The 24,286-nt window shown below is 66.2% G+C and carries 19 protein-coding genes; 5 read left to right on the top strand and 14 right to left on the bottom strand.

Annotated features, from left to right (window positions below; translation table 11 throughout):
• The first annotated feature begins 282 nt into the window (after positions 1–282).
• On the top strand, positions 283–2,271 hold the full coding sequence (gene dcm / locus ACIF8S_RS19125) for a DNA (cytosine-5-)-methyltransferase (RefSeq protein WP_400000376.1): 1,989 nt from the start codon (positions 283–285) through the stop codon (positions 2,269–2,271).
• Here the strand turns inward: dcm and ACIF8S_RS19120 are convergent.
• Complete coding sequence (locus ACIF8S_RS19120; RefSeq protein ID WP_400000375.1) at positions 2,225–2,680, bottom strand: very short patch repair endonuclease; 456 nt, start codon at positions 2,678–2,680, stop codon at positions 2,225–2,227. The two genes, dcm and ACIF8S_RS19120, sit on opposite strands and share 47 nt — an antisense overlap.
• Positions 2,681–2,736: 56 nt before the next feature.
• Here ACIF8S_RS19120 and ACIF8S_RS19115 point away from each other — a divergent pair, with 56 nt between their 5' ends.
• Positions 2,737–2,925, top strand: a complete 189-nt coding sequence (locus ACIF8S_RS19115) for a hypothetical protein (protein ID WP_400000209.1) — start codon at positions 2,737–2,739, stop codon at positions 2,923–2,925.
• Positions 2,926–2,952: 27 nt separating this feature from the next.
• Here ACIF8S_RS19115 and ACIF8S_RS19110 read toward each other — a convergent pair whose 3' ends face one another.
• The 4 genes from ACIF8S_RS19110 to ACIF8S_RS19095 form a co-directional block, all read right to left on the bottom strand.
• Positions 2,953–4,962, bottom strand: coding sequence for an AIPR family protein (locus ACIF8S_RS19110; protein ID WP_400000207.1), 2,010 nt, complete (start codon positions 4,960–4,962; stop codon positions 2,953–2,955).
• Positions 4,955–5,965: a PD-(D/E)XK motif protein gene (locus ACIF8S_RS19105; RefSeq protein ID WP_400000205.1), complete on the bottom strand. Its 1,011-nt coding sequence runs from the start codon at positions 5,963–5,965 to the stop codon at positions 4,955–4,957. The genes ACIF8S_RS19110 and ACIF8S_RS19105 overlap by 8 nt, the downstream gene beginning before the upstream one ends.
• The gene (locus ACIF8S_RS19100; protein WP_400000203.1) at positions 5,962–8,733 is read right to left on the bottom strand and encodes a Z1 domain-containing protein; all 2,772 of its coding nucleotides are present in this window, start codon (positions 8,731–8,733) and stop codon (positions 5,962–5,964) included. Before ACIF8S_RS19100 ends, ACIF8S_RS19105 begins: the two co-directional genes overlap by 4 nt.
• 63 nt (positions 8,734–8,796) lie before the next feature.
• The gene (locus tag ACIF8S_RS19095) at positions 8,797–10,272 is read right to left on the bottom strand and encodes an ATP-binding protein (protein WP_400000202.1); all 1,476 of its coding nucleotides are present in this window, start codon (positions 10,270–10,272) and stop codon (positions 8,797–8,799) included.
• Between the two features lie 486 nt (positions 10,273–10,758).
• Here ACIF8S_RS19095 and ACIF8S_RS19090 point away from each other — a divergent pair, with 486 nt between their 5' ends.
• Positions 10,759–11,409: a hypothetical protein gene (locus ACIF8S_RS19090; RefSeq protein ID WP_400000201.1), complete on the top strand. Its 651-nt coding sequence runs from the start codon at positions 10,759–10,761 to the stop codon at positions 11,407–11,409.
• 17 nt (positions 11,410–11,426) lie between these two features.
• Here the strand turns inward: ACIF8S_RS19090 and ACIF8S_RS19085 are convergent, their stop codons facing one another.
• Positions 11,427–12,053, bottom strand: coding sequence for a hypothetical protein (locus ACIF8S_RS19085; RefSeq protein ID WP_400000200.1), 627 nt, complete (start codon positions 12,051–12,053; stop codon positions 11,427–11,429).
• Positions 12,054–12,400: 347 nt separating this feature from the next.
• Between ACIF8S_RS19085 and ACIF8S_RS19080 the strand changes: the two genes are divergently transcribed.
• Positions 12,401–13,087 (top strand): aminoglycoside phosphotransferase family protein, encoded by a 687-nt coding sequence (locus tag ACIF8S_RS19080; RefSeq protein ID WP_400000199.1) that lies wholly within the window; start codon positions 12,401–12,403, stop codon positions 13,085–13,087.
• 834 nt (positions 13,088–13,921) lie between these two features.
• Here the strand turns inward: ACIF8S_RS19080 and ACIF8S_RS19075 are convergent.
• Both ACIF8S_RS19075 and ACIF8S_RS19070 read right to left on the bottom strand, forming a co-directional pair.
• Positions 13,922–14,848 carry an NAD-dependent epimerase/dehydratase family protein gene (locus ACIF8S_RS19075; protein WP_400000198.1) on the bottom strand — a complete coding sequence of 309 codons (927 nt, stop codon included), beginning with the start codon at positions 14,846–14,848 and terminating at the stop codon, positions 13,922–13,924.
• Positions 14,849–14,859: 11 nt separating this feature from the next.
• On the bottom strand, positions 14,860–16,155 hold the full coding sequence (locus ACIF8S_RS19070; protein ID WP_400000197.1) for a nucleotide sugar dehydrogenase: 1,296 nt from the start codon (positions 16,153–16,155) through the stop codon (positions 14,860–14,862).
• A 341-nt stretch (positions 16,156–16,496) separates the two neighbouring features.
• Here ACIF8S_RS19070 and metG point away from each other — a divergent pair, with 341 nt between their 5' ends.
• Complete coding sequence (gene metG / locus ACIF8S_RS19065; RefSeq protein WP_400000196.1) at positions 16,497–18,221, top strand: methionine--tRNA ligase; 1,725 nt, start codon at positions 16,497–16,499, stop codon at positions 18,219–18,221.
• Between the two features lie 32 nt (positions 18,222–18,253).
• On the opposite strand, the gene ACIF8S_RS19060 is transcribed toward metG, so the two are convergent.
• The 6 genes from ACIF8S_RS19060 to ACIF8S_RS19035 are packed head-to-tail and all read right to left on the bottom strand — an operon-like array spanning position 18,254 to position 24,164.
• Positions 18,254–18,892 (bottom strand): histidine phosphatase family protein, encoded by a 639-nt coding sequence (locus ACIF8S_RS19060; protein ID WP_244792844.1) that lies wholly within the window; start codon positions 18,890–18,892, stop codon positions 18,254–18,256.
• A gap of 23 nt (positions 18,893–18,915) precedes the next feature.
• Positions 18,916–19,470, bottom strand: coding sequence for an FkbM family methyltransferase (locus tag ACIF8S_RS19055; protein WP_244792846.1), 555 nt, complete (start codon positions 19,468–19,470; stop codon positions 18,916–18,918).
• Positions 19,422–20,966: a hypothetical protein gene (locus ACIF8S_RS19050; RefSeq protein ID WP_400000195.1), complete on the bottom strand. Its 1,545-nt coding sequence runs from the start codon at positions 20,964–20,966 to the stop codon at positions 19,422–19,424. The genes ACIF8S_RS19055 and ACIF8S_RS19050 overlap by 49 nt, the downstream gene beginning before the upstream one ends.
• 51 nt (positions 20,967–21,017) lie before the next feature.
• Positions 21,018–22,160 (bottom strand): glycosyltransferase family protein, encoded by a 1,143-nt coding sequence (locus ACIF8S_RS19045; RefSeq protein ID WP_244792851.1) that lies wholly within the window; start codon positions 22,158–22,160, stop codon positions 21,018–21,020.
• 13 nt (positions 22,161–22,173) lie between these two features.
• Entirely contained in the window at positions 22,174–23,490 is a 1,317-nt protein-coding gene (locus tag ACIF8S_RS19040) for a N,N-dimethylformamidase beta subunit family domain-containing protein (RefSeq protein ID WP_400000194.1), read from the bottom strand.
• Positions 23,487–24,164 carry a trans-aconitate 2-methyltransferase gene (locus tag ACIF8S_RS19035; protein ID WP_244792854.1) on the bottom strand — a complete coding sequence of 226 codons (678 nt, stop codon included), beginning with the start codon at positions 24,162–24,164 and terminating at the stop codon, positions 23,487–23,489. Before ACIF8S_RS19035 ends, ACIF8S_RS19040 begins: the two co-directional genes overlap by 4 nt.
• Positions 24,165–24,286: the final 122 nt, after the last annotated feature.

Genomic DNA, 24,286 nt, shown 5'->3' with positions numbered 1-24,286 from the left:
TGCCTTCAGCCCTGTCGGATCGTTGACCAGCTTGTCCGATCAAACGGGATCCCGAAGGCGACGCTGTCACTGCTGTCCTCTAAGATTGCCTCCAGTAACGCACCAGAACGTCGGTTCGAAGCCGAAGTCTGGGGGACCGTGCGGACTCGCACGGGTACCCGGCAGAGCGCAGCATCGACCTTACGGGATTTCCGGAGGTCAGCGTGGTGGAATCCTTGCCTCCACCAGCGCGTCTGTGATCTCCTGGTGCTCGTCGTTCTCGCTGGTGTGGAGGTGCGTGCTGTGCAGGAGTCGCACTATGGCGTACCCCTGGAGCGGAGCGACTGTCTGAAGCTCCCACGGCACCGGCACAGTTGCAGGCCCGAGAAGTTCGCAAAGTGGCTCGAAGGCTACGGCGCGGGGCGCCGCTTGGCCGTGGACCTCTTCTCCGGAGCCGGCGGCCTGAGCCTTGGTCTTCAGCGAGCTGGTTGGACGATCGCGGCTGCTGTCGACTCCGATGAGCGCGCCCTCGAGACGCATGCTGCCAACTTCCCTGGCATGAGCCTGAACATGGACCTGGGGAATCCCGCCGAGCGCGACAAGCTCGAGGAGCTCCTCGAGCCCGCGAGGGGCAAGATCGATCTCGTGGCGGGAGGCCCCCCCTGCCAGCCGTTCAGCAGGGCAGGGCGTAGCAAGATCCGCCACCTGGTCGAGCATCACGGCCGCGACCCGCACGACCTTCGTAAGGAGCTGTGGAGCGCGTACCTCGACGTCGTCAAGAGGATCGAGCCGCGCGCCGTCCTCATGGAGAACGTTCCGGACATGGGGCTCGGCGACGACTTCTTCGTGGTCCGTGTGATCGAACAGCAGCTGGAGGAGCTCGGCTACGCAACCCAGGTGCGCCTCGTGGACGCCTGGCGTTATGGAGTCCCACAGCACCGGAAGCGCCTCATCCTGTTGGCCAGGAAGGATGTCGAGAAGTTTGAGTGGCAGCAGGAGATCACCGAGGAGGGGCGCACCACCCTGCGCGATGCCATTGGAGACCTGCCGCCCCTGATCGTGGTGCCCACGGAGCGCGTCGGCGAACGCGAGATGGAGTACAAAACACCAGCTGAGAAGCAGTCCCAGTTCGCGAAGGACATGCGCAAGCGGGCCCGGGGCGACGTCGTCTTCGACCACATGACCCGCCGGGTCAGGCGGGACGACTACAAGATCTTCAAGCGCATGACGTCCAAGACTCTTTACTCGGAGATCGACCCGGAGCTCCAGCGGTACAAGGCCGACCAGTTCACTGACAAGTACAAGAAGCTGGACTGGGGCGATCTGAGCCGGTCGATCACCGCCCACATCGCCAAGGACGGTTACTGGTACATCCATCCCGACCAGAACCGCACACTGTCCGTCCGTGAGGCGGCGCGGGTGCAGACCTTCCCGGACCGGTTCAGGTTCGCTGGGACGCGCAGTGACGCCTTCCGGCAGATCGGTAATGCGGTGCCGCCGCTCCTCGGTAAGGCGGCAGCGGAAGTGCTGCTGCCCGTCGAGGACTCCCAGGAAGGTGGACTCCAGCCCCGCTGGCGCATGGCCCGCGAGGACCTGACCGCTTGGGCGGAGCGTCAGCGCGACGGCGAGAACTGGTACCAGCTGCCCAAACTGTCGTCAGCGCAGGCAGCGGTCGTGGCGGTGCTGGCTGGGACCCGGGTGCAGCCTGGTCAGATGCACGAGATGCTCAAGACCATCCGGGAGAACACGACTCTGACCAAGTCCTCCCTGCGGACTCTCCTTGATGCAGCCCCCACTGCCGCCGTTCGGGCACGCCTCGACAGGCTTACCGCGGTGGCAGGCAAGTCAAGCGTCTGGGCCGAAGACGAGGAGAAGCAGAAGGAGGTGCCCAAGCGCCTGGAGATGAAGCCAGCCGAGAGTGCGCTCTATCGGCTGCTGATCGATGACGACCTCCTGTGGGTGGGACAGAGCGCACTACGCGTCGCTGCTCGGCTGCACGACAGTGACTCGGACCGCACGAACCGACTCAGCGACGGCCGGGTGCACTTGGTGAAGCTGGTCGGAGCAGGCGAGAAAGCTCCCCTGCGTATGGCTGCCCTGCGCCTCATCGGAAGCACACTGTGCATCGCGAAAGATCCGCTTTGTGACCAGTGCCCCCTGAGCCAGTACTGCGCGGGCAGGGACAGTGCTGCAGGCGACCTGGTCGCGGACGCTCTGAGCGGGACGCACGGTCGCGAGCCCATCCCTACCCAGTCACGCGGCCAAGAGCCGAACACCGCTCGGCAACCTTGATCGCTGCCTCCGCGGGACTGGCCTTGACCTCGCACTCCCAGATGCGGAGTACGGTCCATCCGGCGGCTTCCGCTGCCTCTGTGTTGCGTCTGTCCCGGGCCTTGTTGGTTTCGATCTTGTCGGTCCAACGCTCGGCGTTTGGTCCTCGGCAGACCTTCGGGCCGTGCGTCGGACAGCCGTGCCAGAAGCAGCCGTCGACGAAGACGGCCAAGTGGTATCTGGGAAGCACGAAGTCGGCCGTGCACCTAGGGGCCACCCTCTGTTGAAGGCGGAACCTGAAGCCCAGCCGGTGCACTGCTTTCCTGAGGGCCACCTCCGGCCTGGTGTCCTTCACGCGCCGACCGCGAAGATGCTCACCTTCCGTGGTGGCGACCCATCCACGGTCCGGCGTTCTGCCCCCTCCGGCCATGATCACTTTCCTAGCCTGTCGACGTCCTGTGACAGGGAGGGTGCCACACTCTTCCCATGCTCCGGGAACCAGCCGAACTTCGTGTTGATGATCAGGGTCGGGTCGAGCTGCCGCTCGGCCTGCTAGCGGAGGCCGGCATCGCGCCGGGCTCGGATCTCGTCGCCTTCAGTGAAGGTGACGGACGGATTGTCCTGAGGCGAGCTGAGGACGCGGCCAGGGACCTGATCGAGAAGGGCATGCTCTGACCCGGTCCCCCAGAGCTCCGGCGCTGATCACCGAGCAGGAGTGAATCCCAGGCGCAGAGCCTCGCTACGTGCGTGAAGTGCTTGCAGCGCCTGGGTCTCGGGTATCTCCTGACCGTTCTCCATCCGCCTCCCGACGGACTGGGCCAGCTGCCTCTGCCAGGGTTCGAGGTTGTGCGTCTCCTTGGCCCACTGCTCGATTGCGTACCACTCGTCGGCTGGAACAACCAGGAGTTCCTCGACTGACCCCTCCACGTCCGGGCTGCCGCCAGCCAGTGCTGCTTCGTCGAGAGGGAAGTCCATGAGCTCGGCTGCCAGGGCATCGGGGACCGCCCAGCGCACTCGTGAAACGGCGTCCCAACACGCCGCCTTCTTGGCCCACTCACCCACGTGGTTACCTTCGAGCGGCCTCGTTACCGTCGCCATGACGCGGGGGCACAGATCGTCCACCGCGGTTTCCAGAGCAGCGGAGATCCCCTGCTCACGCCAGATCCGGTCAAGATCGATCCGCTGGTCGGTGGCCAGGGACAGTCGTGCCGTCGTGTAGGTCGTGACCAGGCTCTTGTGGCTGCCCGCTCCATGGCTGGCGGCGATCTGGTCCACGGCCTTGAACAGAATCGCCATGGCGATCATCCGCTGGCAGTACTGGATGTCGACGCGCGGCGGCGCCTCGTCGATGCGCAGCATGAACTCGACGAAGTTCTTCTGTGCGCCCCGGCTCACCAGGTACGGGAGCTGGATCCACGAGTGGACGAACTTCGCCAGGTCGGCCTTCGTGAACTTCTTCTTCGTCGGGTTGATCCTCTTGAACTGGCGCTGCCGGGCAGGCGTACGGGCCTTGGCCAGCTCGTCCGTGTACTGGCCGCGTGCGCGCTCGTAGAACCAGTGGGTCTCCTGACCGCTGCCGTCGACAGCGGGGGCCCAGAGGGAACGGGTGATCCGCTGGATCGCCACGTGATACTCGTGATTGGAGCTGAAGTCGACCTGTGTCACGCGGTTCTGCGTGTTGGAGTACTCAGAGATCCTGGGAACGATCTCGGTGAGACGCTCGGGCGAGACCTCCGTCAGCTTCATCTGGACCCGGACCTGGGACAGGTCGGCCTTGTCCCGTGACCGGGCGTAGTGGAGTGACGCGGTCGTCTGACCGCCGTTGACGATCTGGAGGCCGTGTACTCGGGAGATGTGGGTCGGTTCTCCGTCCGGGCCTGTGACGAAGTCGACCTGGGAGGCCGTTGCCGTGATCCCGTTGTTGTAGGCCAGGAAGCGGCCGGGCGCGTTCAACAGGGTCTCCCGGATGCCTCGGTTCACGGAGCCACGGGCCTGCAGGAACGAACGCACATTCAGTTCGAGAAGCCGTGTCCCGTGCTCCGCGTACAGCTCCGCCAGCATCTCGCCGGGTAGCACAGCGAGCACGACGGAGTGGTCCTGCTCCGAACTCGGAGCGGATACGCAGGGCAGCGGGGGCGTGAAGGGAACCACGATGGGTTCGCTGAGCGTCCCCGACGTCTCGTGACGGTGCAGCCGCGCCAAGTCCCACACCTCGTGGACGACCGGCAGACCGTCGAAGTGGGTGGGCGGGACCTCCACGGACGTGCCGACCCGGTTGCTCAGCAGGAAAAGCCTGATCCTCTGCACCTCGGTCAGCGCCTTCTCGACCGCCTCGCACATGTCGTACACATCGAAGGACTCGTCAATGTGCTGCTGCAGGCCCTCCTGGCAGCGACGTGCGAACGTCAACAGCCGTTTGAACGAGGCTTCGGTCTGAGCCTTGGTGAGCTTGGTCTCCAACGGCGCCAAGTGGAAGTCCGTGAGGAAGAGGTCCAGGGACTCACCCGCATCCCCGATGCCGTAACCATGGACCTCGTGACCGTGGGCCTTGTGGTACGCGGTGAAGGTGTTGGAGACGACACCGGCTTTCTCCAAGTCGAACAGGACCCTGTGTGTGAACGCCTCCGGAGTTGTCGTTCCCTCGGCGTCCGCGGTTGCCTGTACGTCGGCGACGAGGCTCCTGGAGTACTCGGCCAGGTCCTGTTCATTCATGGGATCCCCCGATCAGCTTGCTCACCTCGTCGATCGACGCAAGGTAGGCGTCCAATCCCGAGACAGTCACGTGATAGGTGCAGTCGCTGACGCCCTCGGGAAGGTCCGCCTCGACAAGTCTGGGAAAACCCTCGCCAACATGCCAGAAGTGCAAGTCACGCAGGGTATAACGAGGTTCGTCGTAGAGGTCGTGATGCCCGGGCAGGTAACCCGCCTGGATCAGCAGGCCGTCGAATCGGGCCCTGGCTGCAGCGCTGGCAAGTTGCTCCCGGACGCTCTTCACACGACGGTTCAGGCTCTCGCCGGAGCCGCCGCGTCGTTCGTCGAGCACCATCAGGCACAGCAGCAGGTCTGGGACACCGGTGTCGTCCAGCTGCCGCTCACTTGCTATGCGGACGCTGTGGGGGCGTTTCGCGGCGCTGGCCTTCACCTCGATCGCGGCTCCCGGGAGTTGGAAGTCCTGATTGGCGCCCGTCGGCCCAGCCCAGGACTCCACAGCCTCGATCTCGGGCAGGGTGCCCAAGAGGTGGTTACCGAGCACCAGAAGCTCCCCGTAGAGCCCCCGCCGCGCCTCGGCGCCCAGCCCGTCCCTGCCAACTGTGCGAAGGAGATCCTGCCAGCGCTCGAACCTGTCCACGGCAGCTGTCAGAGCGTCGGCGGCGGCCGGCGCTGTACGCGCGGTGTCGGCCACGTCGGTCACGAGCGGGTTGAACACTTCCCGGAGGTCGTTCGCCGTGAGGATCAACTGGAGCTCGTACTCGAGACGGGACACCGCACTCAGTTGCATCTCGATGCCGGCCGCCCGGGGGAATCGCCCCACCGAACGCACGATGTGGTCCGCCGAGCGGGCGTCAGCCCTGAGTACGAGCATGCGCTGTCGACCTGGATGGGTGACGGAGAGGAACACGTCCAGCGGGGAGTCTGGGTGCAACCGACGGCTGGAGCGCCCTGGTGAGTCGTGAGGGCGCTCCAGCTCGTCCCAGTCCTCCTCGGTGACGGTCACGCCTCGTCCTCCTCGTCGAAGGGCTGGATGTCCTCCTGGAGGTAGATACTGTTCGCCACGTACTCGGTCTTCGACTCGTTACGGGAGTACGGGAAACTCACCTGGAAGCCCACCAAAGGCAGCCCCTGGGAACTGCCTTCGGATGCCTGTACCTCGATGGGGTAGATGAGCAACAGGGCTTGGTCCGGGCGTCGCTGGCGACGGAGGTACGGTCCCGACGGATGCTTCGGAGCCGAGGTCTTTTCCTTCTGCTCCGCGGCTTTCCTCGCGGCCTCGCGCGCCGCGTCGAGTTGCGCCTTGTCGAGGTCGAGGCCCTCGTCACGAGGGCTGAGGACACGGCGGATCGTGTATCGTCCCTCGGCGCTGAACTCCTCGTTGAGCGGAGCACGCGTAACTGGGCCGACAGAGTGCCCAGCGATGTCCACAGGAGTAGCTGCCGACTTGCCCACCAGGCAGACGGTCCAGTTGCCCAGCTCTCCCACCTTGGCGCACTGTTCGATGTACTTGGCGATCAGCCGGGGACGGACTCGCTGTGCCATGCGGTCGGTCTCATACGCGGCCACGAACTCGGAGACAACCTCCGGCGACACCCCTCGCCACATCACCGTGCCGCCAGAGGTCGGCGCCTCGGCTGCCGTGATGCCGTCGAGGCGCCGCACGAGGTCCTCGAGCGACTTGAAGTTGCGCTTCACTGCCCTGTCGGCGAGGTTGAAGATCACCGTCTCCGGTCCCTCACCGGAGTAGCTGAGGAGGATCCTCTCACTCTGCCTCATCTTGTTCGCTGCAGTGACCATCAGACCCAGCGACGAGGAGCGGACCTTCAGACCGAACTGCCTGGGCGTGAGACCGAGCGTCGCCATCTCCTCGACCTCCCTGCGGAGTTCGTCGGTCGCGGCCGTGACCTCCACGTAGGCGTCCTCGACGGCAGGCGTGGTGTACAGCCTGCACAGGTCCTCGTACCCGGGCCGGTACCCGAACCACCTGCCCATCTGGAGCAGCGTGTCGTAGGTGTTGGCCCAGCGCAGGTAGTAACTGACCGTGAGCCCTGAAAGCGTGAGACCCCGAGACAGTTTCTGGCCACCGATGGCGATGACGGAGAGCCCGTCCTTGCGGTTGTCGTAGTAGTCGAGAGCGTCCCGGGAGGTGCCGTTCACCGCCTTGACCTGGATTTTCCTGATCGCATCCAGAAGCTCCGTCGACACCTGCTCCCAGGTCAGAGGCTCAGCCTCGTCGGCCGGGAAATGGCTCGTGGTGGGAACGAAGTCGCGCTCCCAGAGTTCCTGCAGCTCTGCAAGGAGCTTCGGCCCTTTCCCGTACCGGTCACGGAGCGAGTCCACCAGGAAGTGCAGGTGGTCCTCCACCTGCTCGCGGACAAGGCTCTGCACGGCCGTGAACCGCGTCACGTGCACCAGCATGGAGTTGTGTACCTTGGCCTGCCCCCTGGCCCTGCGGGCCGCGCAGGAGAGCACGAACGCGGCAATAGCCTCACGAAGGGACCCAGGGAGATCACCCCGGGGCCTGTCGCCGGCCTTGTGGCGACTCCGCAACCAGCCCTCGGCGTCGTTCACGTGACGCACCAGCGGCAGCGGGTGCACGTCCTCCTCGTCCTCATCGTCCACCTGAAGCCCGAAGACCCGCTCGGGCCCCAGATAGTTCGAGGGCGAGGGGAGGCTTCGGATGAAGCTCTCCGGGAAGAGATCCTCGCCGACCTCGTCGTGTTCTGCGTCGGGGTCAATGTAGATGTTGGCGAACGGGGTGGCCGTGTACCCGACGTACGCCGCCCTGTCGAAACTGTTTATAAGGTCCCGGATCGCCCGGTTCGTCCTGGTGGGGTCGTCGTCCGGATCACGAACCGTGTTGATCGACGCGTTGTCGGCCTCGTCGTCGATGACCAAGAGCGGAACATCACGCACGATCTTGCGGCCGTTGTCGCCCTCGGTCCCCTGCACGTCCGTCACCCACCTGCGCAGGTACTCGAGGATCTTCCAGTGCTTCTTGACGACGAGCACGACGGGGAAGCTGCCGAGGGGGAAGTTGATCGTGGCAGCGGCCTGGCGCCCGAAGTCCCCCTTCTCGGAACTGTTCGTCGGAGACGCGATATCAAGCTTTTTGCCCTGCAGCGGCATGAGCCCGGCACCGATGGTGCGGGAGTTCCCGTTCTCGTTGGAGCGCATCTGATGCTGGGTGTCGAAGCCCAGCAGGCCCTCGTCTATGCGCAGCTGCGTCTGGCTCCGGAGGTCGTTGTGGATGCCGGCGAGAACCACGACGAGCTTGTAGCCTGCGTCAACCGCCTTGGAGGCAAGTCCGATGTACTGTCCGGTCTTACCCGACTGCACCTGGCCGATCACGAGCCCCTTGCGGCGCCAGGGGCCAGGACGCCGCGGATCCTCCAGCTGGCTCAGCACCTCGTCCGAGGTCTGGTCCAGGCGTCGCACGACCGAAAGCGGCAGATCCTCAACATCCTCGAGGTACCACCGGTACCGCTCCCAGAAGTCCCAGGAACGGTTGTTCTTCGCCTCAGGGAGCCACGGCTCGTGTCCCTTGGGATCAACGAGACCCAGGGAACGCTCCTGGAACACCGTGATCATGGCCTCGATCTCCTTGGCCAGCTGGTCCCGGTCCAGATCCTCCCCCTGTGCGGCCAGCATGCCGAAGATCGCGTTGACCGCGACCTGTACCTCGTCCGGGCTGGGCTGCCGGTCCTGCGGCAGGAAGCTGCGTACCAGCCGCTTCGCCTTGGCGATGGGCTCGTCGGGGGTGGAGCTCACGAGGAACCTCCAACTGTTCGGAGACGGTATGGAGCAGGGTAGGGGTGACCACCGACAACGGGCTCAGGTACTCCAGAACCCCTGCAGCTGGTCGAAGGGCGACATCGTGCGCAGCCGCTCGCGCGCCGCGGCAGGTGAACGGCCGCCGGAGACAAGGGACTCGTAGATGCGCTGAGCAACCTCGGTCGCCGTCTCGTCAGCGGGGCCCGCGCCGCCGAACGGGTCGGGGTCGTCGCTGGTGTCGGTCTCGTGCATCACACGGAGAGTGGCGACAGGCACGGTCTCCTCAAGGAGACGGATCAGAGCCCGTACGTCGCCGGGATGTGCGCCTCCTGGTCTCAGTGCGGCTAGGACCAGCGGATGGCTGCGGTTGATCCGGCAGGCGAGCCGGCCGTCCGTACGGCGCACGTTCCAGACGTGCACCAGGGGATCGCCGTGTGCACGCGCCGCGACCTGGCCGCGGTGCCGCAGCACCTCGGCGGCCTTCGTGCGGGCCTGACGCGCGATGCGGTGGAGGTGGGGCCGCAAGCCGACAGGTGGGACGACGCTGGACTTCCGCACGTCGACTCCCCACTCGGCGTCCGACTCGGCCGGGATGTCGATGGAGATGCGGGCGAGGTTGTACTTCTCCTCGCGACGCATTCCGCGCTGCCCCAACCAGTCACCGGCAAGAATCAGACGGTTGCGTCGGTACACGTAGAAGCCCTGCTGGTCGAGCCAACCCTGCGGTCCTGCCGCACGACTGAACTCGTCAGGAGACAGGCGGTGAGCGCTCGGGAGGATGAACGCCTCGACCTTCACGGAGCTGTTGCCCAAGGGAAGTTCTTCTGCAGGAAGCCGCTGAACGGAGGGGTGGGAGCTCATGAAGGGGTCCCAGGGCTGTACGGCGGTTCCGGACACCCTCAGGTCACGTCGCCGGATTCCCGTGAGGAATCGTGCGAAGACCATGCCGAGATGAGCCTCGGTGCGCGTCGCCTCGGCATAGAACTGCTTCTGGGTACGCTCGTCGTCCTCGGTGACGCCGGCGGTGTGATAACCGCTGAGCCGACGCCACAGCACCACCGTGCCATGGTCGCCTGAAGGCCGGATCCTCTGGAGAATCGCTGTGGTGTCGTCGTCGGCCCCGTGGAGCAACCGCCACTGGCCGTACTTCTCGACCACGTCCAGGTCCCAGGTGCGGGTTTGCCACTGACCGTCGTTGGCTGTCGCCACGGTGAGCTGCCTCGACTGCGAAAATGACGCGGACTTCAGACCGACCCCGAACCGCCCCAGATCAGTCGCCGAGCGCGGCGTCGTCGGCCCTCGCGCCGCCACGGTCATGGCCGTGACGAGTTCGTCCCCCCTCATGCCATCGCCGTCGTCCACCACCGCGATCCATGAGTCGCTGCCCGCCCAGGCAAACTCGACGTCGATGTTCTGTGCCTTCGCGGAGACACTGTTGTCGACAAGATCCGCAATGGCTGCGGGCAACGAGTAGCCCAGCGAACTCAGCGAGGCCACCATCCCGGCGGGTTCGGGCGCTGCGATGTCGTACGTCACGAGTGGTTCCAGCCCCGCTTTCCCCCGGGGCCTCTCGGTCGGTGCGCAGCTGTCCCGGAGAGCCAGAGGCACCGGGCGGACAGACCACAACTGGAACACGCCTACCAGGCCGCCGGTCATGCAGGGCTCCCCCACCCGTCGCCAATGGTACTGGAGCGGAGGAACGGGACTTCCGTAAGTCTGAAGCTTGCAGCAAGAAGTTGGGCTGCCGCTTCCGAGTGACCAGTACGGACGCCCCGAGACGCCGGACGGATCTGCTCCTGCTTCCTCGTCTCGGGTCCGTCGCTCGGAAGAGGCGGAGCAGGATTGGGCCGTGCTGTAGCCCCCGCACCTCGGGGGCTGTCTCTGTGTCGATGAGTAGCCCGCCAAGGAACTGGCACCGCCGTGTTGCAGGACCCAGGGCGGGGAACCAGAGCCATGTGAACGGGACGGGAGGCGAGGGTACGGTGGGGGTTCCATGCCGCTGGCAACTACTAGGAGCCGCCTGTGATCCCGGTCGTGGACGTAGAGGTTGATCCTACATTTCCCGCCAATGTGGCGCTCGGTCTGCCCCCCGAGGACGAGATCGATGAAGAGGGGTACGGCTTCTTTCGTGGCGTCTGGGACATTGGCGATGTCAGCCACGAGGAAGCTGTCGCCATGGTCAAGGAGGAACGACACCTCGCCAGCCTGGTCGACCTTGCCGCGTCGACTCACGCTGACTTCGAGGCTATCGCCAGGGCCTTGGAGTCAACCGACCCGGCGTGCCTGCCGACAGGCTTTGCCGCCGAGCATCCCCAGAGTGAGATAGTCGAACTTGTTGGGGACGGCTATGACGCCGAACCACTTCTCGGCTCCCTGGAACTCGGCGTGGCGGGTCTCTCATACGCCCTCACGTCCATTGGCTGCTTCACTGCAGCAAGCTGCCGAAGCCACCTGTCCGATCGCTCATGGTCCCCACGTCCCGTCGTCTACTTCGCAGCGGAGCGCCCGACCGTCCATTGGCTGACATCGTTGGTTCGCGACTCCGGGTGCGGATTCGGAGACGGTAGCGCCCACGGACGGTTGTTGATCGTGGAAGCGCCGTCGATCACGAACTTCATGGACCTGGCTGACCGCGTAGTCAGGCAGGTGGAGCGGCAGTCGCCCCGCAGGTGAGTAGCCGTTCGGGCGGATCACGAAGCCCAACCGTGGCTCAGGGGGAGTTGGCCGGCTTGGTGTGCGTCGCGCTGCTCGTTGATCCACTGTTCGACCTGATCCACAGATTCTGTGACTGGCCGGTCCGTCGTATCGAGCAGCGGGACGCGCCATCGGGGATCACCAGCACTCCAACCGGTCCAGCGCCAGACCATCTCGGGCCAGCCGTTGTCGATGATGACATCGGGCCGGTGAGACGGGTCGAGGGCGTGCTTGCGGTGCCATGCAGCCCAGCCGATGTAAGCATCGATCGCCTTGGGGTCCCATCGTCCGGGGTCACGCTCAGCGAGGCGAGCGCGTCGAACCGGGTCAGCGACATCGACCAGGCACACGGCGATGCCATCCAGGAGCGGGGCGGAGGGCGCGGCCAGCAATTCGCCCAAGGGGGACTGCCCGCTGAGCAGAAGGTCGATGCCGCGGTCCTGGTAGTCCAACGCGCGGCGCACCCACATCTCGGTCATGCGATGGCGCCAGTGCCGGTCGGCGCCCTCCGGTACACCGACCTCATCGACATCGTGCATGGCGATCCCCGCGAGCAGACCGGCCGCCGCGAAGGCGAGGGTCGTCTTACCCGAGCAGCTCGATCCGGTGAGCTTGAACAGCATGGCGCCAGGGTGCCAGCAGCAAGGCACCTTCCACGAGCAGTTTCCTCCGGCCACCCGCCTCCATCTGATGCCGGTACTGAGTGTGGGCGGGCGCTAACCTTCGTGCTTCATCCGTTAGAGACGATCAGCGAGGTCCTGGACGCATCGTTCGTTCTGCCAGCGGGCACACGTGCGCTGGGCTTCGTGGATACGGTCCATGGTGGGCGCGGGTCATACTCGTTCTGCCCGTGGCACAGGGAGGTCAGACGGCGTGACGACGAACGAACGAACCGCCTTCGACTCCGCAACGGCAGAGAGCATCTTGCGCAGAGCCTGAGCTGGCCGGGTTGGCCCCCGACGGGATCGTTATGCTGCGACTCGTTGATCACGCGGCGTTCCGCATCGACGGCGGGCGGGTCGTGTCGCGGGTCGGTCGCCACGCTGACCGCCTGCCGTCCGTGCGCCGAGAGGTCGCTGTGGCGCGATGGCTCGAAGCCGAGGACTACCCGTCGGCGCGACTCGTCACCGAGGCTGAACAGCCTGTCGTCGTTGAGGGGCATCCGGTGACCTTCTGGGAAGGGCTGGCCGACGGCGAGAACTACGCCAGCACTCGTGAGGTGGGCGAACTCCTGAGGCGGCTCCATGGACTGGAACCGCCGCATTTTCCCCTGCCCGAACTCCGCCCCTTCGACAAGGTCAAGCAGCGTCTGGGACGTGCTGAGATCCGTGCCGAGACTCGCGCGTATCTAGCTGGGCTGGCCGAGGAGTTGGCGGCCGAGTACGAAGGGCTGGAGTTCGTCCTTCTGCGAGGGCATCTGCACGGTGACCGCAACGTCGGCAATGTCCTGCGCGACGCGGAAGGCCACCCGCAGGTCATCGACCTGGACGGTTTCGTAACCGGTCCTCGTGAGTGGGACTTCATACAGGCGGCCATGTACTACGACAGCTTCGGCTGGCACACGGAGGCCGAGTACGCCGAATTCGCGGGCGGCTACGGCTTCGACGTCCGGCAGTGGTCTGGGTACACCGTGCTCCGGAGGTCCGCGAACTGCTGATGGTCACCTGGCTCTCGCAGAACGCCGGCGCCGATCCGCGCGCCGCCGAGGAAGTCGAGAAGCGCGTCGAGACGCTGCGGTCCGGTGGCTCACGGCGAGCTTGGGCGCCGTTCTAGGCGACTCCGGCGTGCAGCCAGAGACGGAGGCCGTGGGCTCGTTCCGCGAAATCGCTGGATTTGGTCAGGGTTTCGGTCTCTCGCTCGATTGGGCTGCCTCAGGCGTCTACTGCGGGGAGGGCATCACCGCACCCGTAGCGTCAGCAATATGACCGATCATCACGATAGCCCCGCGCGCCACTGGCTGAGTATCGACTCACACGAGCTGATCACCGACGCCAGGAGGAGACAGAACGGATCACCCAGTGGGTTCGCCGCGTGGTGGACAGCGCGCCACCACTGTCCGCTGAGGTCGCCAGTAAGATCCGGGAGCTTTTGGGGCCCTTTCCGCGTCGGTCTCCGTCGGACTACATGCGTTGGCGCGTACGCCTCTACTGCGGTCATATCCAGGAGGTCGCGTGTCTCCTGAGCGAGACCCGACCGTCAAGCGAGGCTCGCTGCAAGGAGTGCGGGAAGGATCCCTCGGTGATCGTGGCGTTCGAGCCCGTTGGCCCGTTCGAGGAGTGACGGCGGTTCGTAGGCGGACGGTGTTGGCGCTTGCCGGACGCAATTGCGGTCGCCAACCTAGACTCGCGAAGGCTAGGGCTCTGCATCTCGGTCGCCGTCGGTCGTCTGCCGCCCTTCGCGTCACGGCTTGGAGTCCGCCTGCCGGCGTCGCGATGCTGCTGTCGGATCCCTTGGGTAGTCGCGGAGGCGGCGCGTCTGGCCGTTCACGTGATCAAGCACGGAACCATTTGGTTGTAACCGATATCCCTTCCTGCAGCGATGTGGGCGTGATCGTCGGGAAGAGCGCTCGCAGGCGGGTGCCGTCAGCCTGCGAGTGGGGGACGTCACCCACTCGGGTGGCTGTGTGTTCCCGGAGAGTGTGAAGCCCGGTTGCGGCCTCGATCTCGGGGATCAGGTCGAGAAGGGATGTCCGCGTGCCGAAGGCGAGGTTTGTTGGCCAAGGGTCGACGACTCGGCGTAGGAGGGCATCGGTCAGAACCTGGCAGACCGTGCCCACGTACGTGAAGTCGCGTGTCTGGGTGCCGTCACCGTGCACGGTCAGGGGGCGTCCGTTGAGCGTGGCGCTGATCCACTTCGGGATGACCGCGGCGTAGGGGTGGTCGGCGTGCTGGCCGGGCCCGTAGACGTTGAAGAAGCGGAAGGGCAGTACCGGCAGGCCGAAGCTGTAGTGGTACGCGCCCAGGTACGCCTCCGTGGCGAGTTTGGTGACCGCGTACGGGCTCATCGGGGCAGTGGTGAGGTGTTCGTGCTTCGGGAGGCGCGGGTTCGCACCGTAGACCGAGGACGAGGAAGCGGCGATCACGTGCAGGTTGCCAGCCCGGCGGGCTGCTTCGAGGACCTGGAGGGTTCCGGTTGCGTTGGCGTGGTGGCTCGCCAGGGGGTCTTTCACTGAGCGAGGCACGGACGGCAGGGCGGCCAGGTGGACGATGGCGTCCGTGCCGTGGAATGCCTGTTTCAGGAGAGCGGCGTCCTGGATGTCGCCCTCGAAGAAGTGGACGTCGAGACCCGCGATGTTCTCCTTATTGCCGGTGGAGAAGTTGTCGATCACCCGGATCTGGCTGATCTCGCGGCGCTCCATCAATGCCCGGGCCAGGTTGCTGCCTATGAATCCGGCGCCGCCGGTAATCACGATCTTCACGTGGCTTCCCTTCAGAGAGAGTCGACGTGGGCGCCAGCGAGTCGGCGGCGGCAGTCGAGGATGTACGGGGCGTGGGCGGTGATCAGGGAGTAGTCGAAGGCATCGTGGTCGGCGAGCAGGACGACGGCGTCGGCTGCCCCGAGACACTCGGGGGTTACCTCAACTCGCTGGAGGTTTTCCAAGTCGGCCGCGCGGGGGTGAGCGTCGTCGCTGACGTGAGGGTCAGCCACCTGGACCTCGGCGCCCATGCGTATGAGCAGCTCGGCGATGCGGGCTGCCGGGGTCTCGCGGGCGTCGCCGGTGTTGGCCTTGTACGCGAGGCCGAGCAGCAGAATCCGGGAGCCGTTGAGGGACTTCCTGCGCTTGTTGAGGCCGTCGACGAGGCGCCGGACCACGTAGTCGGGCATGTGGTTGTTGACGTCGTTCGCCAGCTCGACGAAGCGGAAGTTGCGGCCCAGGGTCCGCTGGACGCGCCAGGACAGGTACGACGGGTCTATGGGCAGGCAGTGGCCTCCGACGCCTGGTCCCGGGGTGAAGCGCATGAACCCGAACGGCTTGGTGGAGGCCGCGTCGATCGCCGACCAGACGTCGATGTCCAGTTCGTGGGCGAAGATCGCCAGCTCGTTGGCGAGGGCGATGTTCACGTGCCGGAAGGTGTTCTCCAGCAGTTTGGCCAGCTCGGCCTCCTTGCAGCTGGCGACCGGGACGACCGTCTCGACGAGGGACGCGTAGAAGGAGTGGACGGCTTCCTTGGAGGCGGGGTCGATGCCGGAGATGACCTTGGGCGTGTTCTCCAGCGTCCACGTGGCGTTTCCTGGGTCTATGCGCTCGGGGCTGTAGCCGAGGCGGAAGTCATGGCCGGCGGCCAGGCCGGAGGTGCGTTCGAGGAGCGGGCCGAAGACTTCCTCGGTCGTGCCGGGGTACGTGGTGGACTCCAGGACGACGGTCGCCCCATGTGTGAGGTGGCGGCCGAGCATCCGCGCCGCGTCCTCGACGTGGGAGAGGTCAGGCGCCCCGTCTCGGAGGGGCGTGGGGACCGTGACGATCGCTACGTCGAAGTCCGCGCAGTCGGACGCGTCGATGGTCGGGCGATAGGCGCCGGCGGCGAGGAGCGGGGCAAGACGTGAGTCCGGGATGTCCTCGACGTAGGACTCACCGCGTACGAGCCGCTTGACGCGCTGGGCGTCCACGTCGAAGCCAATGACCTGGTGCCCGACCTCGGCGGCCCTGACGGCGAGTGGGAGTCCGACGTATCCCTGCCCGACCACGACGACGCGGAGCTGTTGGAGCGCGCGATTCTTGATCATGCTGGCCACCTCTTCGGCTTCGGGCGGGGGTATGGGCGGTGCATGCGGATCGGCGGCGCGGCGGGCGCTCTAAGATGGGAGGTGCCTCGGCCGTACGGGACTCGCTTGGCCGCCTGTCTCGGACGGCCGAGCGCCTTCTTGGCCCGGCTCGGGCAGGTCACAAAACCTGCGAGAAGGGCAAACCGCTGGTTCGATACGATGGCGGTGGCCTGCAGACCCGTACCGTCACAGTGCGTGACGCAAAGCCGCAAGCTGAGTGATCGCAAGGGCTGCAGCTTCCCGACTTGGGCCCGCCGTGGCACCGCCGCCGGCGCCGTACGTACGAAATGGAGCATCCGAGGATGGCTCGACACCTGGTCACCAGCGCGCTTCCCTACATCAACGGGATCAAGCACCTGGGCAACATGGTCGGGTCGATGCTTCCGGCGGATGTGTACTCCCGGTACCTCCGCCAGCGCGGCCACGACGTCCTCTACATCTGCGCCACCGACGAGCACGGCACGCCGGCCGAGCTGGCCGCCAAGGAGGCCGGGCTCTCGGTCGAGGAGTTCTGCGCCCAGGCCCACGACGCGCAGAAGGCCGTCTACAACGGGTTCGAGCTGGCCTTCGACTACTTCGGGCGCAGCTCGTCGCAGCAGAACGTCGAGATCACCCAGCACTTCGCGCGGAAGCTGAACGAGAACGGGTTCATCGAGGAGCGGGCGATTCATCAGGTGTACTCGCCCGTCGACGGCCGCTTCCTGCCGGACCGGTACGTCGAGGGCACCTGCCCGCACTGCGGCTACGACAAGGCCCGCGGCGACCAGTGCGAGAACTGCACCCGCGTCCTCGACCCGACCGACCTGCTCAACCCGCGCTCGGCGATCAGCGGCTCCACGGACCTGGAGGTCCGCGAGACCAAGCACCTCTTCCTGCTGCAGTCCAAGCTCCAGCACGAGGTCGAGGCGTGGATCGACGCGGTCAGTGAAGAGTGGCCGCACCTGTCCTCGGCCATCGCACGCAAGTGGCTGACCGAGGGCCTGCACGACCGCGCGATCACCCGCGACCTGGACTGGGGTGTCCCAGTGCCGGCCGACACCTGGCCCGACCTCGCGGCCGAGGGCAAGGTCTTCTACGTCTGGTTCGACGCTCCGATCGAGTACATCGGCGCGACGAAGGAGTGGGCGGACGCCGCCCCGGACGGCGAGATCCGCGACTGGAAGTCGTGGTGGTACGAGGCCGACGACACCGTCCGCTACACCCAATTCATGGCCAAGGACAACGTCCCCTTCCACACGGTGATGTTCCCGGCCACCGAGCTGGGTGTGCGCGAGCCGTGGAAGAAGGTCGACTTCGTCAAAGGCTTCAACTGGCTGACGTACTACGGCGGCAAGTTCTCCACGTCCCAGAAGCGTGGCGTCTTCACGGACGCCGCCCTGGAGATCCTTCCCGGCGACTACTGGCGCTACTTCCTGATCGCCAATGCCCCGGAGTCCGACGACTCGTCGTTCACCTGGGAGCACTTCACCGCCACGGTCAACAAGGACCTGGCCGACACCCTGGGGAACTTCGTCAACCGCGTGCTGTCCTTCTCCCGCAAGCGGTTCGGCGACGAGGTCCCGGCCGGCCACCCGGCCGGTGAAGCGGAGGCGAAGCTGGGCGAGGAGATCGCTCGGCTCCTCGCCGAGTACGAGGAGCAGATGGAGGCTCTCCAGTTCCGCAAGGCCGCCGCTGCGCTGCGCGCCCTGTGGTCTGCGGGCAACTCCTACCTGGAGGAGAAGGCGCCCTGGCTGGAGATCAAGACCGACCCGGACTGTGCCGCGCTGACCCTGCGCACCGCGATGAACCTGATCCACCTGTACGCGGTGGTCTCCGAGCCGTTCATTCCGTCCACTGCGGCTGCCATGCGGGGAGCCTTTGCGCTGGAGGGTGACACCGCGACCTGGGTGACCGCCGAGCAGGCCAAGGCCCTGAACGCCGTGCCGGCCGGGACCGCGTTCACCGTTCCGCCGGTGCTCTTTACGAAGATCACCGAGGAGGACCTGGAGTCCTACAAGGCTCGCTTCGGTGGCGCCGAGGACGCCTGACCGTATCTCTCGCCCCCGTACCGCCTGCGCTCTCATCGGTCGGTACGGGGGCAGAGACGGCTGGGCAGGTCTGCGGCCGGGACATTCATCAGCCGGATTCGAGGCGTGATGCCGTCGACCTCGACCCAGGTGACGCCAGCGGATCCAGGAACGTGATCCAGGTATCGGTCGAAGCCGTTCCCCGTCAGCCGCAGCAGCAGGCAGGCGATTCCTCCGCCGTGCCCGATCAGGATGGTCGTACGGTGTGGCCCTGAACAGACTTCGTCCCAGAGCTGCACGTAGCGGGCTTGGACGTCCTCGGACGACTCACCGCCTGGTGTGCGGAGTTGGTGGATCGGGACGCCTCGGCGGCTGGCTTCGGCTGCTGCGAGCTCCCTGGGGCGGCCTCCGAGGTAGCCGCTGTTCTTGGCGGCCAGGCGCTCGTCCACTCGCACGTCGGCGGGAGTGAGCGCGGCGGTCAGCAAAGCGGCGGACTGACGGCAGCGGGACATCGGGCTGACGAGCATCTGGTCCACCGTGACGCCGGCTGCGGCGAGGCTGTCGCCGACCTTGCGGATGTCGTCGCTCCCGCGCTTGCTGAGGCTGCCGCCGACAGCCTGGCCCTGGTGGATGCCCTGCCGGTTTTCCTCTGTCTCACCGTGCTTGATCAGGTAGATGTGCTTCGAGTGCATGGCGTGGTGTCCCCTTCTTCGAGTCAGTCCCAGTCGCGGACGTCGACGCAGGTGGATACGGCGTTGGCGACCTGGTCGTGGTCGGCTCGGCTCATGGCGGGGAAGCGGTCGTGGTGCCACTCGATGTAGAGGATGGAAATCAGGTTGATCGTCCCGTCGGTGAGCAGCTTGCTGAGCACGGGATACTCGGCGCCCTCGATGTCCATCTTCACGACGACGTGATCGTCTGCGGCGACAGTCCGGCGCAGCCAGGAACTGAAGTCGGTCGCGGCGACGGGGACCGGTGAGCTGTAGTCGATCTGCTGGTCGTACATCGGCGGCACGCGCTTGCCGGGCATCACGGTCGAGCTCTCGTGGTGGCCGAGGAAGAGGTCGATCGTCCCGTCGTGGGTCCATACCGCGCTGTTGGAGATCTCGACGCGCGGGGAGACAGGGGCCTGCTCGACCTGCTGGTGGATGGAAGGGATCAGGTCCTCGTTGGGCTCGAACGCGTAGAAGTCGTGGTCGGGAAGCTCGTGGATGAAGCGGTTCAGCACGATTCCGAGGTTCGTGCCGCAGTCGACGAAGACTTTGCGCATGAGGTACTCCCTTGGTCGGCGCTGGGTAGCAGGAGGTCGATCTCCTGCACGGTGCGGTTGGTGAGCAGGAGGAAGTCGCCGGTAGCGGGGCGGTAGCAGCGCTCCTCGTAGCGGATCGTGATGCGGCGGACCGGTTCCTCACCGCGGTAGGGAGGAAGGTCGCCCCACCTGTAGAGCTGGCCGCCCGGGGCCTTGAGGCGGCGCAGTGATCGGGGCAGGGGGCTCTTCGGCGCGCCGGCGTTGAGCTGGGTGAACATCCTGGTGAGGAAGGCGATGTGCTCGCGTGCCTGTTGCTTGTCCGCCTGTACGTGGCCGTAGGTCTGCTTGAGCGCGCGCAGTTGATCCCGGTCGCCGTCCGCCCGGACGAGAAGGTCACGTAGTTCCCGGTCCCAGACGATGCCGAGGTGGCCGTGGAGGACGGGCTCGTCGGTGAGGAAGTAGCCCAGGACGCGGCCGTACTCGCGCTCGTACGGGCACATGAAGTCGTTGTAGAGCCCGAGCCTCGCCCCTGAAGCGGTCTCCACCTGCCAATGGACGCGTGCCGTGAAGGGGGAATCCCACCAGCCCAGGTGCCAGGGTTGCCACAGCAGGTCGGCGGTGCTGAGCAGGAGTACGGCGAGTGCGATCAGTGCGGCGGGCCAGCCGAACGCCGCGTCGTACTCCGCACCGGGAAGCAGCGTGACGGCGAGGGCGATGTTGGTGCCGATGTTCTCCCAGAAGAGGATGCCGGAGGCGAGGGCCACGACGACGTTGAAGAGGGCGGTCGCCAACAGCGCCGCGATCAGCAGTCGGCGATCGAGGAACGCGACGAGGCCGGCAGTCTCGATGGCCATCGTGAGGAAGTTGAGCGGACGATCGAAGACGCGCGCACGGCGCAGCACGCGGGATGCGGTCTCGGCACGGAGGAAGCGCGCCCAACCCCAGGAGTATGCGGCGGCCATGAGGTAGTGGGTGCGGTTGTGCCAAGCCCATGACCAGGGGTAGGGCCCGAGGCGCGCCTTGCTCCAAGCCGGTTTGACATAGTGGGAGAGCGAGACGCAGCCGAGGACCAGCAGCAGTGCCGCTGCGGAACATGCGGCGCCGAAGAGCATCGCCACGAGGAACCAGGCCAGGTACGCCTTGAGTAGACGTGTGGGCATCATCGCGTGGTGCTTCCAGCCGTGCAGCTTGCCGCAGTACACGGCCATCCACGGCAGCAGGGCCGCCGGCCACAGGCACGTGGCGGCTGCGAAGACGAGTAGCAGCCGTTTGTCGCCGCGCTGGGGCCCGATGGGCTCTGTGACGTCGTAGTCGCTTGTCGCCCCCTGCCAGGTAAGCAAAACGATCACGGTGATGACGAACCAGCGCAGCGGGCCTGGCTCGGGTGCTGGCCGGAAAGCGGCCAGCACCGCGAGCGCGAGCGCGATGACCACGGCCAGCAAGACCCGGCGACGTCGAGCGATGGCTCGCACTGCTGGCGAGACCGCGAAGCGATAGCAGGCCACGACTGCGGCCACTGACACCCCGATGTCGAGGTGGGCCGAAAGCGAGGAAGACGCCATGGCCGCCTACCGCGCGGATGGTGTGAGGGGCTGCTGACTGGCTGCGGGGAGGCTCTCCAGATAGGAGGCGATCCGTTCCCGCGGATCGGCCAGGAGGTGCTCGTCCCGGTGCTGCTCGACGTTGTTGCGCAGTTCCCGGCTTCGGTTGAGGAAGTCGAGCACCGCTTCGCGGGTGATGTGCGGTGCTGAAGTGCCCAGTTCCGCTTCGTGAGCGACCTTGGCGCACCAGTGCTGGTCGTAGGTGGGCAGGGGGATCAGGTGGACCGGTTTGCCGAGGACGAAGGCTTCACTGATGAGGTTGAAGCCGGCGTTGGAGAAGACCGCCTCGGACCGTGCCATGTCCGCGATGAAAGCCTCGCGGTCGAATGTGCAGATCTCGACCCTGTCGCTGGCGTACTGGCGAAGGCTGCTGGTCTCTGCCGCCTGCGCATAGATGCGCAGGGCGCGGTCCGGCACGTGCTGACGGAAGACCTCGGCGAGGGCCCGCACGGGCTCTTCCGGGCCGTGGTCGAAGTAGCGCGAGAAGTAGGCCGTGGCGAGGGGCTCGATTGTGACCGGGGCGGAGCGGATCACGTCGGGGACGACAGGGGCGACTAACTCCAGCTTTTGGTCGTCGGCATCCAGAGGGACGAAGGAGCAGATGAACGACCGGTCGACGTGGGGCGCGAAGTAGCGCAGCCGCTGCTCATCAGCGGTCCGGGCGTATTGGCCGACAGTGGGCAGGTCGAGGTGCCGGTACTTGCTCTGCTGGTCGACAGAGATCAGCGGCTTGCCGAAGTGGTAGGCCAGGCGAGGGGTGTTGGGCTCGTAGTCGGTGATGAACACATCCGGGACGCCGGTCTCCCGAATGATCCGACGCAGATGCAGGTGTTTGGTGACGCCGGTGGGCACCTGCCAGATGTTGGCGCGTACGGCGTCGCTTGCGTGTATGCGGTCACCCCGGGCCAGGAGCGTCGGCATCCACCCGTCCCACGCGGGGAAACCGAGGTCGCGGAAGTACTCCACGCGGGCCGAGCCGTTGGTGACGATCCGCACCTGGTGTCCGCGGTCGCGGAGGTACTGGGCGATCACGCTCTGCCTGACGGAGTGCCCCATGCCGATGCCGTTGACGCCGATGACCACGCTGAGCGGACGTGTGTATCCAGACACGTTGATCCCTTCGTCAGGAGAGTCGAGTGATGACGTTGCGGGTGATGGAAGCCACCTGGGGGTCGGTGGCCAGCAGGCGAGCCCAGTCGGTGGTCGCGGCGGTGAAGACCGTGCCGGCCACGGTGTAGAGGCCGAGGGTGGCCGCGCGGGGGCTGGTCGTCGGTTCCCGGGCGGCGAAGTTCCAGTCCGAGGGCAGCGGCGCGATGCCGAGGATTTCGAAGTCCTTCGGCGTACCGTCCTGGCCCGTCGGACGCGGGCGACCGGCCGCGTCGAGCTCGTACGCCGCCCCGTCGCATTCGTAGCCGATGAGAGCACCCTCGCGTCCGAGGACGTCGCCGGTCTTCAATCCGGTGCCTGAGAAGATCCAGTGGTTCCCATCCGTCACGGTGAACCCGAGTGGTGCACGCAGGCCGTCCCAGTGGCCACCGCCGTTGCGGTAACTCACGCCGAGCAGGACGTTCTCGGGCTCCGTCTCCCACCAGTGGGCGGGGCAGCCGTAGGAGCTGTCCGGGTCGGTCCCTGCCGGTGCTCCGGGAGGAAACTTGGCGCAGCTCAGCCCGGCACCGTTCGGGGAGACAGCCACCCGCCACCAGCAGGTGTTGGCACCGAAGTTGGCGATGTTGCCGCCGGCGTCCCGGAAGGCAGTGACGTTCCGGCGGGTGTCGCTGCTCCAGTACTCGTCATGTCCGGCGGAGACCAGGAGGCGGTATCCGTCGTTGAGGTGCCGGCCTTCGTGAAGATCCAGGTCGGTGCAGAAGTCGCTCTCCACCCCGTTCTCCTCCATCCACGCGATGAAGGGGGCGTCCCAGTGCGCGAACGTCTGCCGGGGAGAGGTGGAGTCGTACGGGTCGGGCAGCCCTTTGACTGGGCCTCCGATACCGCATCCGGGGCGGCGCATGGTCACCTGAGAGGCGCTGTACAGGCTGCCGCCGCCGGCCGTGTTATACGCGTGGTAGGTGAAGGTCGGGATCTTGTAGAGGATCTTGCGGCCCGAAGGAGCGGAGGGTGTGACGACCAGCAGGATCCGCGCCTCGCGAGAATCCATCGGCGGCGTGCAGGAGCTCGGCTCCGTGCTCAGGAGCGCGATGTAGACCCCGGACCTCCAGTCGGACGGTACGGGAAACTCATACGCAGGCCACTGCCAGTCTCTGTCGAATGTGCCAGGGGTGGCAGTGCGGCCCGGCCACTCGGCGTGCCCTGCGTGCTGAGGAGTCGCCCCCCAGCGATAGAAGTCGACGCGGAACCGAGGGGCCGATGTGGCGATGTGCAGTCGGAGTACTTCGCCGGCGCGGACGCTCGGGCGAACGGGGTAGCCGTTGATGCTGGTCATTCGCTCTCCCGAGGACGTGCGATGCCAGCGAGGTGATAGGCGTCGATCGGTTCGATGTGGGCTTCCCACCCCAGGTCGTTCAGCTGCGAGGTGAGACTGGGGGCGTCGTGCAGCACCTTCACGGTGAGGTGCTGGGATCCGTCAGCGAGACGACGGCGCACTGTCGGCACCTGTGCCTCGGCGACCGGTTCTTCGAACTCGGCTTTCGCGAGCGAGTCGTCGAGGAAGACCACGCAGCCACCGGGAGCCAGCGCCCACCTCGACAGGGCCCAGAAGGCTTCCATCTCCACGGGCGGAACGTGGCTGAGCCAGAAGGCGAAGAAGACGGTGTCGTACGGGCGGTCCGGCTCCCAGCTGAAGATGTCCGCTTCGATGAAGCGCGTCGCCGTACCCCGCATCCGGGCCCGGGCGATACGGAGCATTTCCGGGGCGGAGTCCAGCGCGGTCAGGGTGCGCGCGCGGCCGACGAGCAGCTGGGTCCACTGACCCGTTCCGCACGCGAACTCAAGGACGTCGCCGCTGATGGGGAGCTCATCAAGGGCTTTCGCGAGCTGGGGCATGGGCAGGCGTTCGTCGTATGCGCTGTCGTACTCGGCGGCCCTTGCTCGGTAGTAAGCGATCTGGCGATGGGACCAGTCGGGTTGGTCCGAGACCTGCTCTGTCGCGTCGTGCACGGTGGCCTCTCATTCCATTGGCGCGGTGCTGTCACGTGGTCAGCCGCTTCGGGCGCACGCATGGCGTGATCGAGATGCGAAGAACGCGGTCCGATCTCGTGGGGGCAATGAGGGTCCGAGGT

Origin of the sequence: Streptomyces sp. NPDC085937 (assembly GCF_044540535.1) — a bacterium.
GTDB lineage: Bacteria > Actinomycetota > Actinomycetes > Streptomycetales > Streptomycetaceae > Streptomyces.
This window is presented reverse-complemented; position numbering and strand designations above follow the sequence as displayed.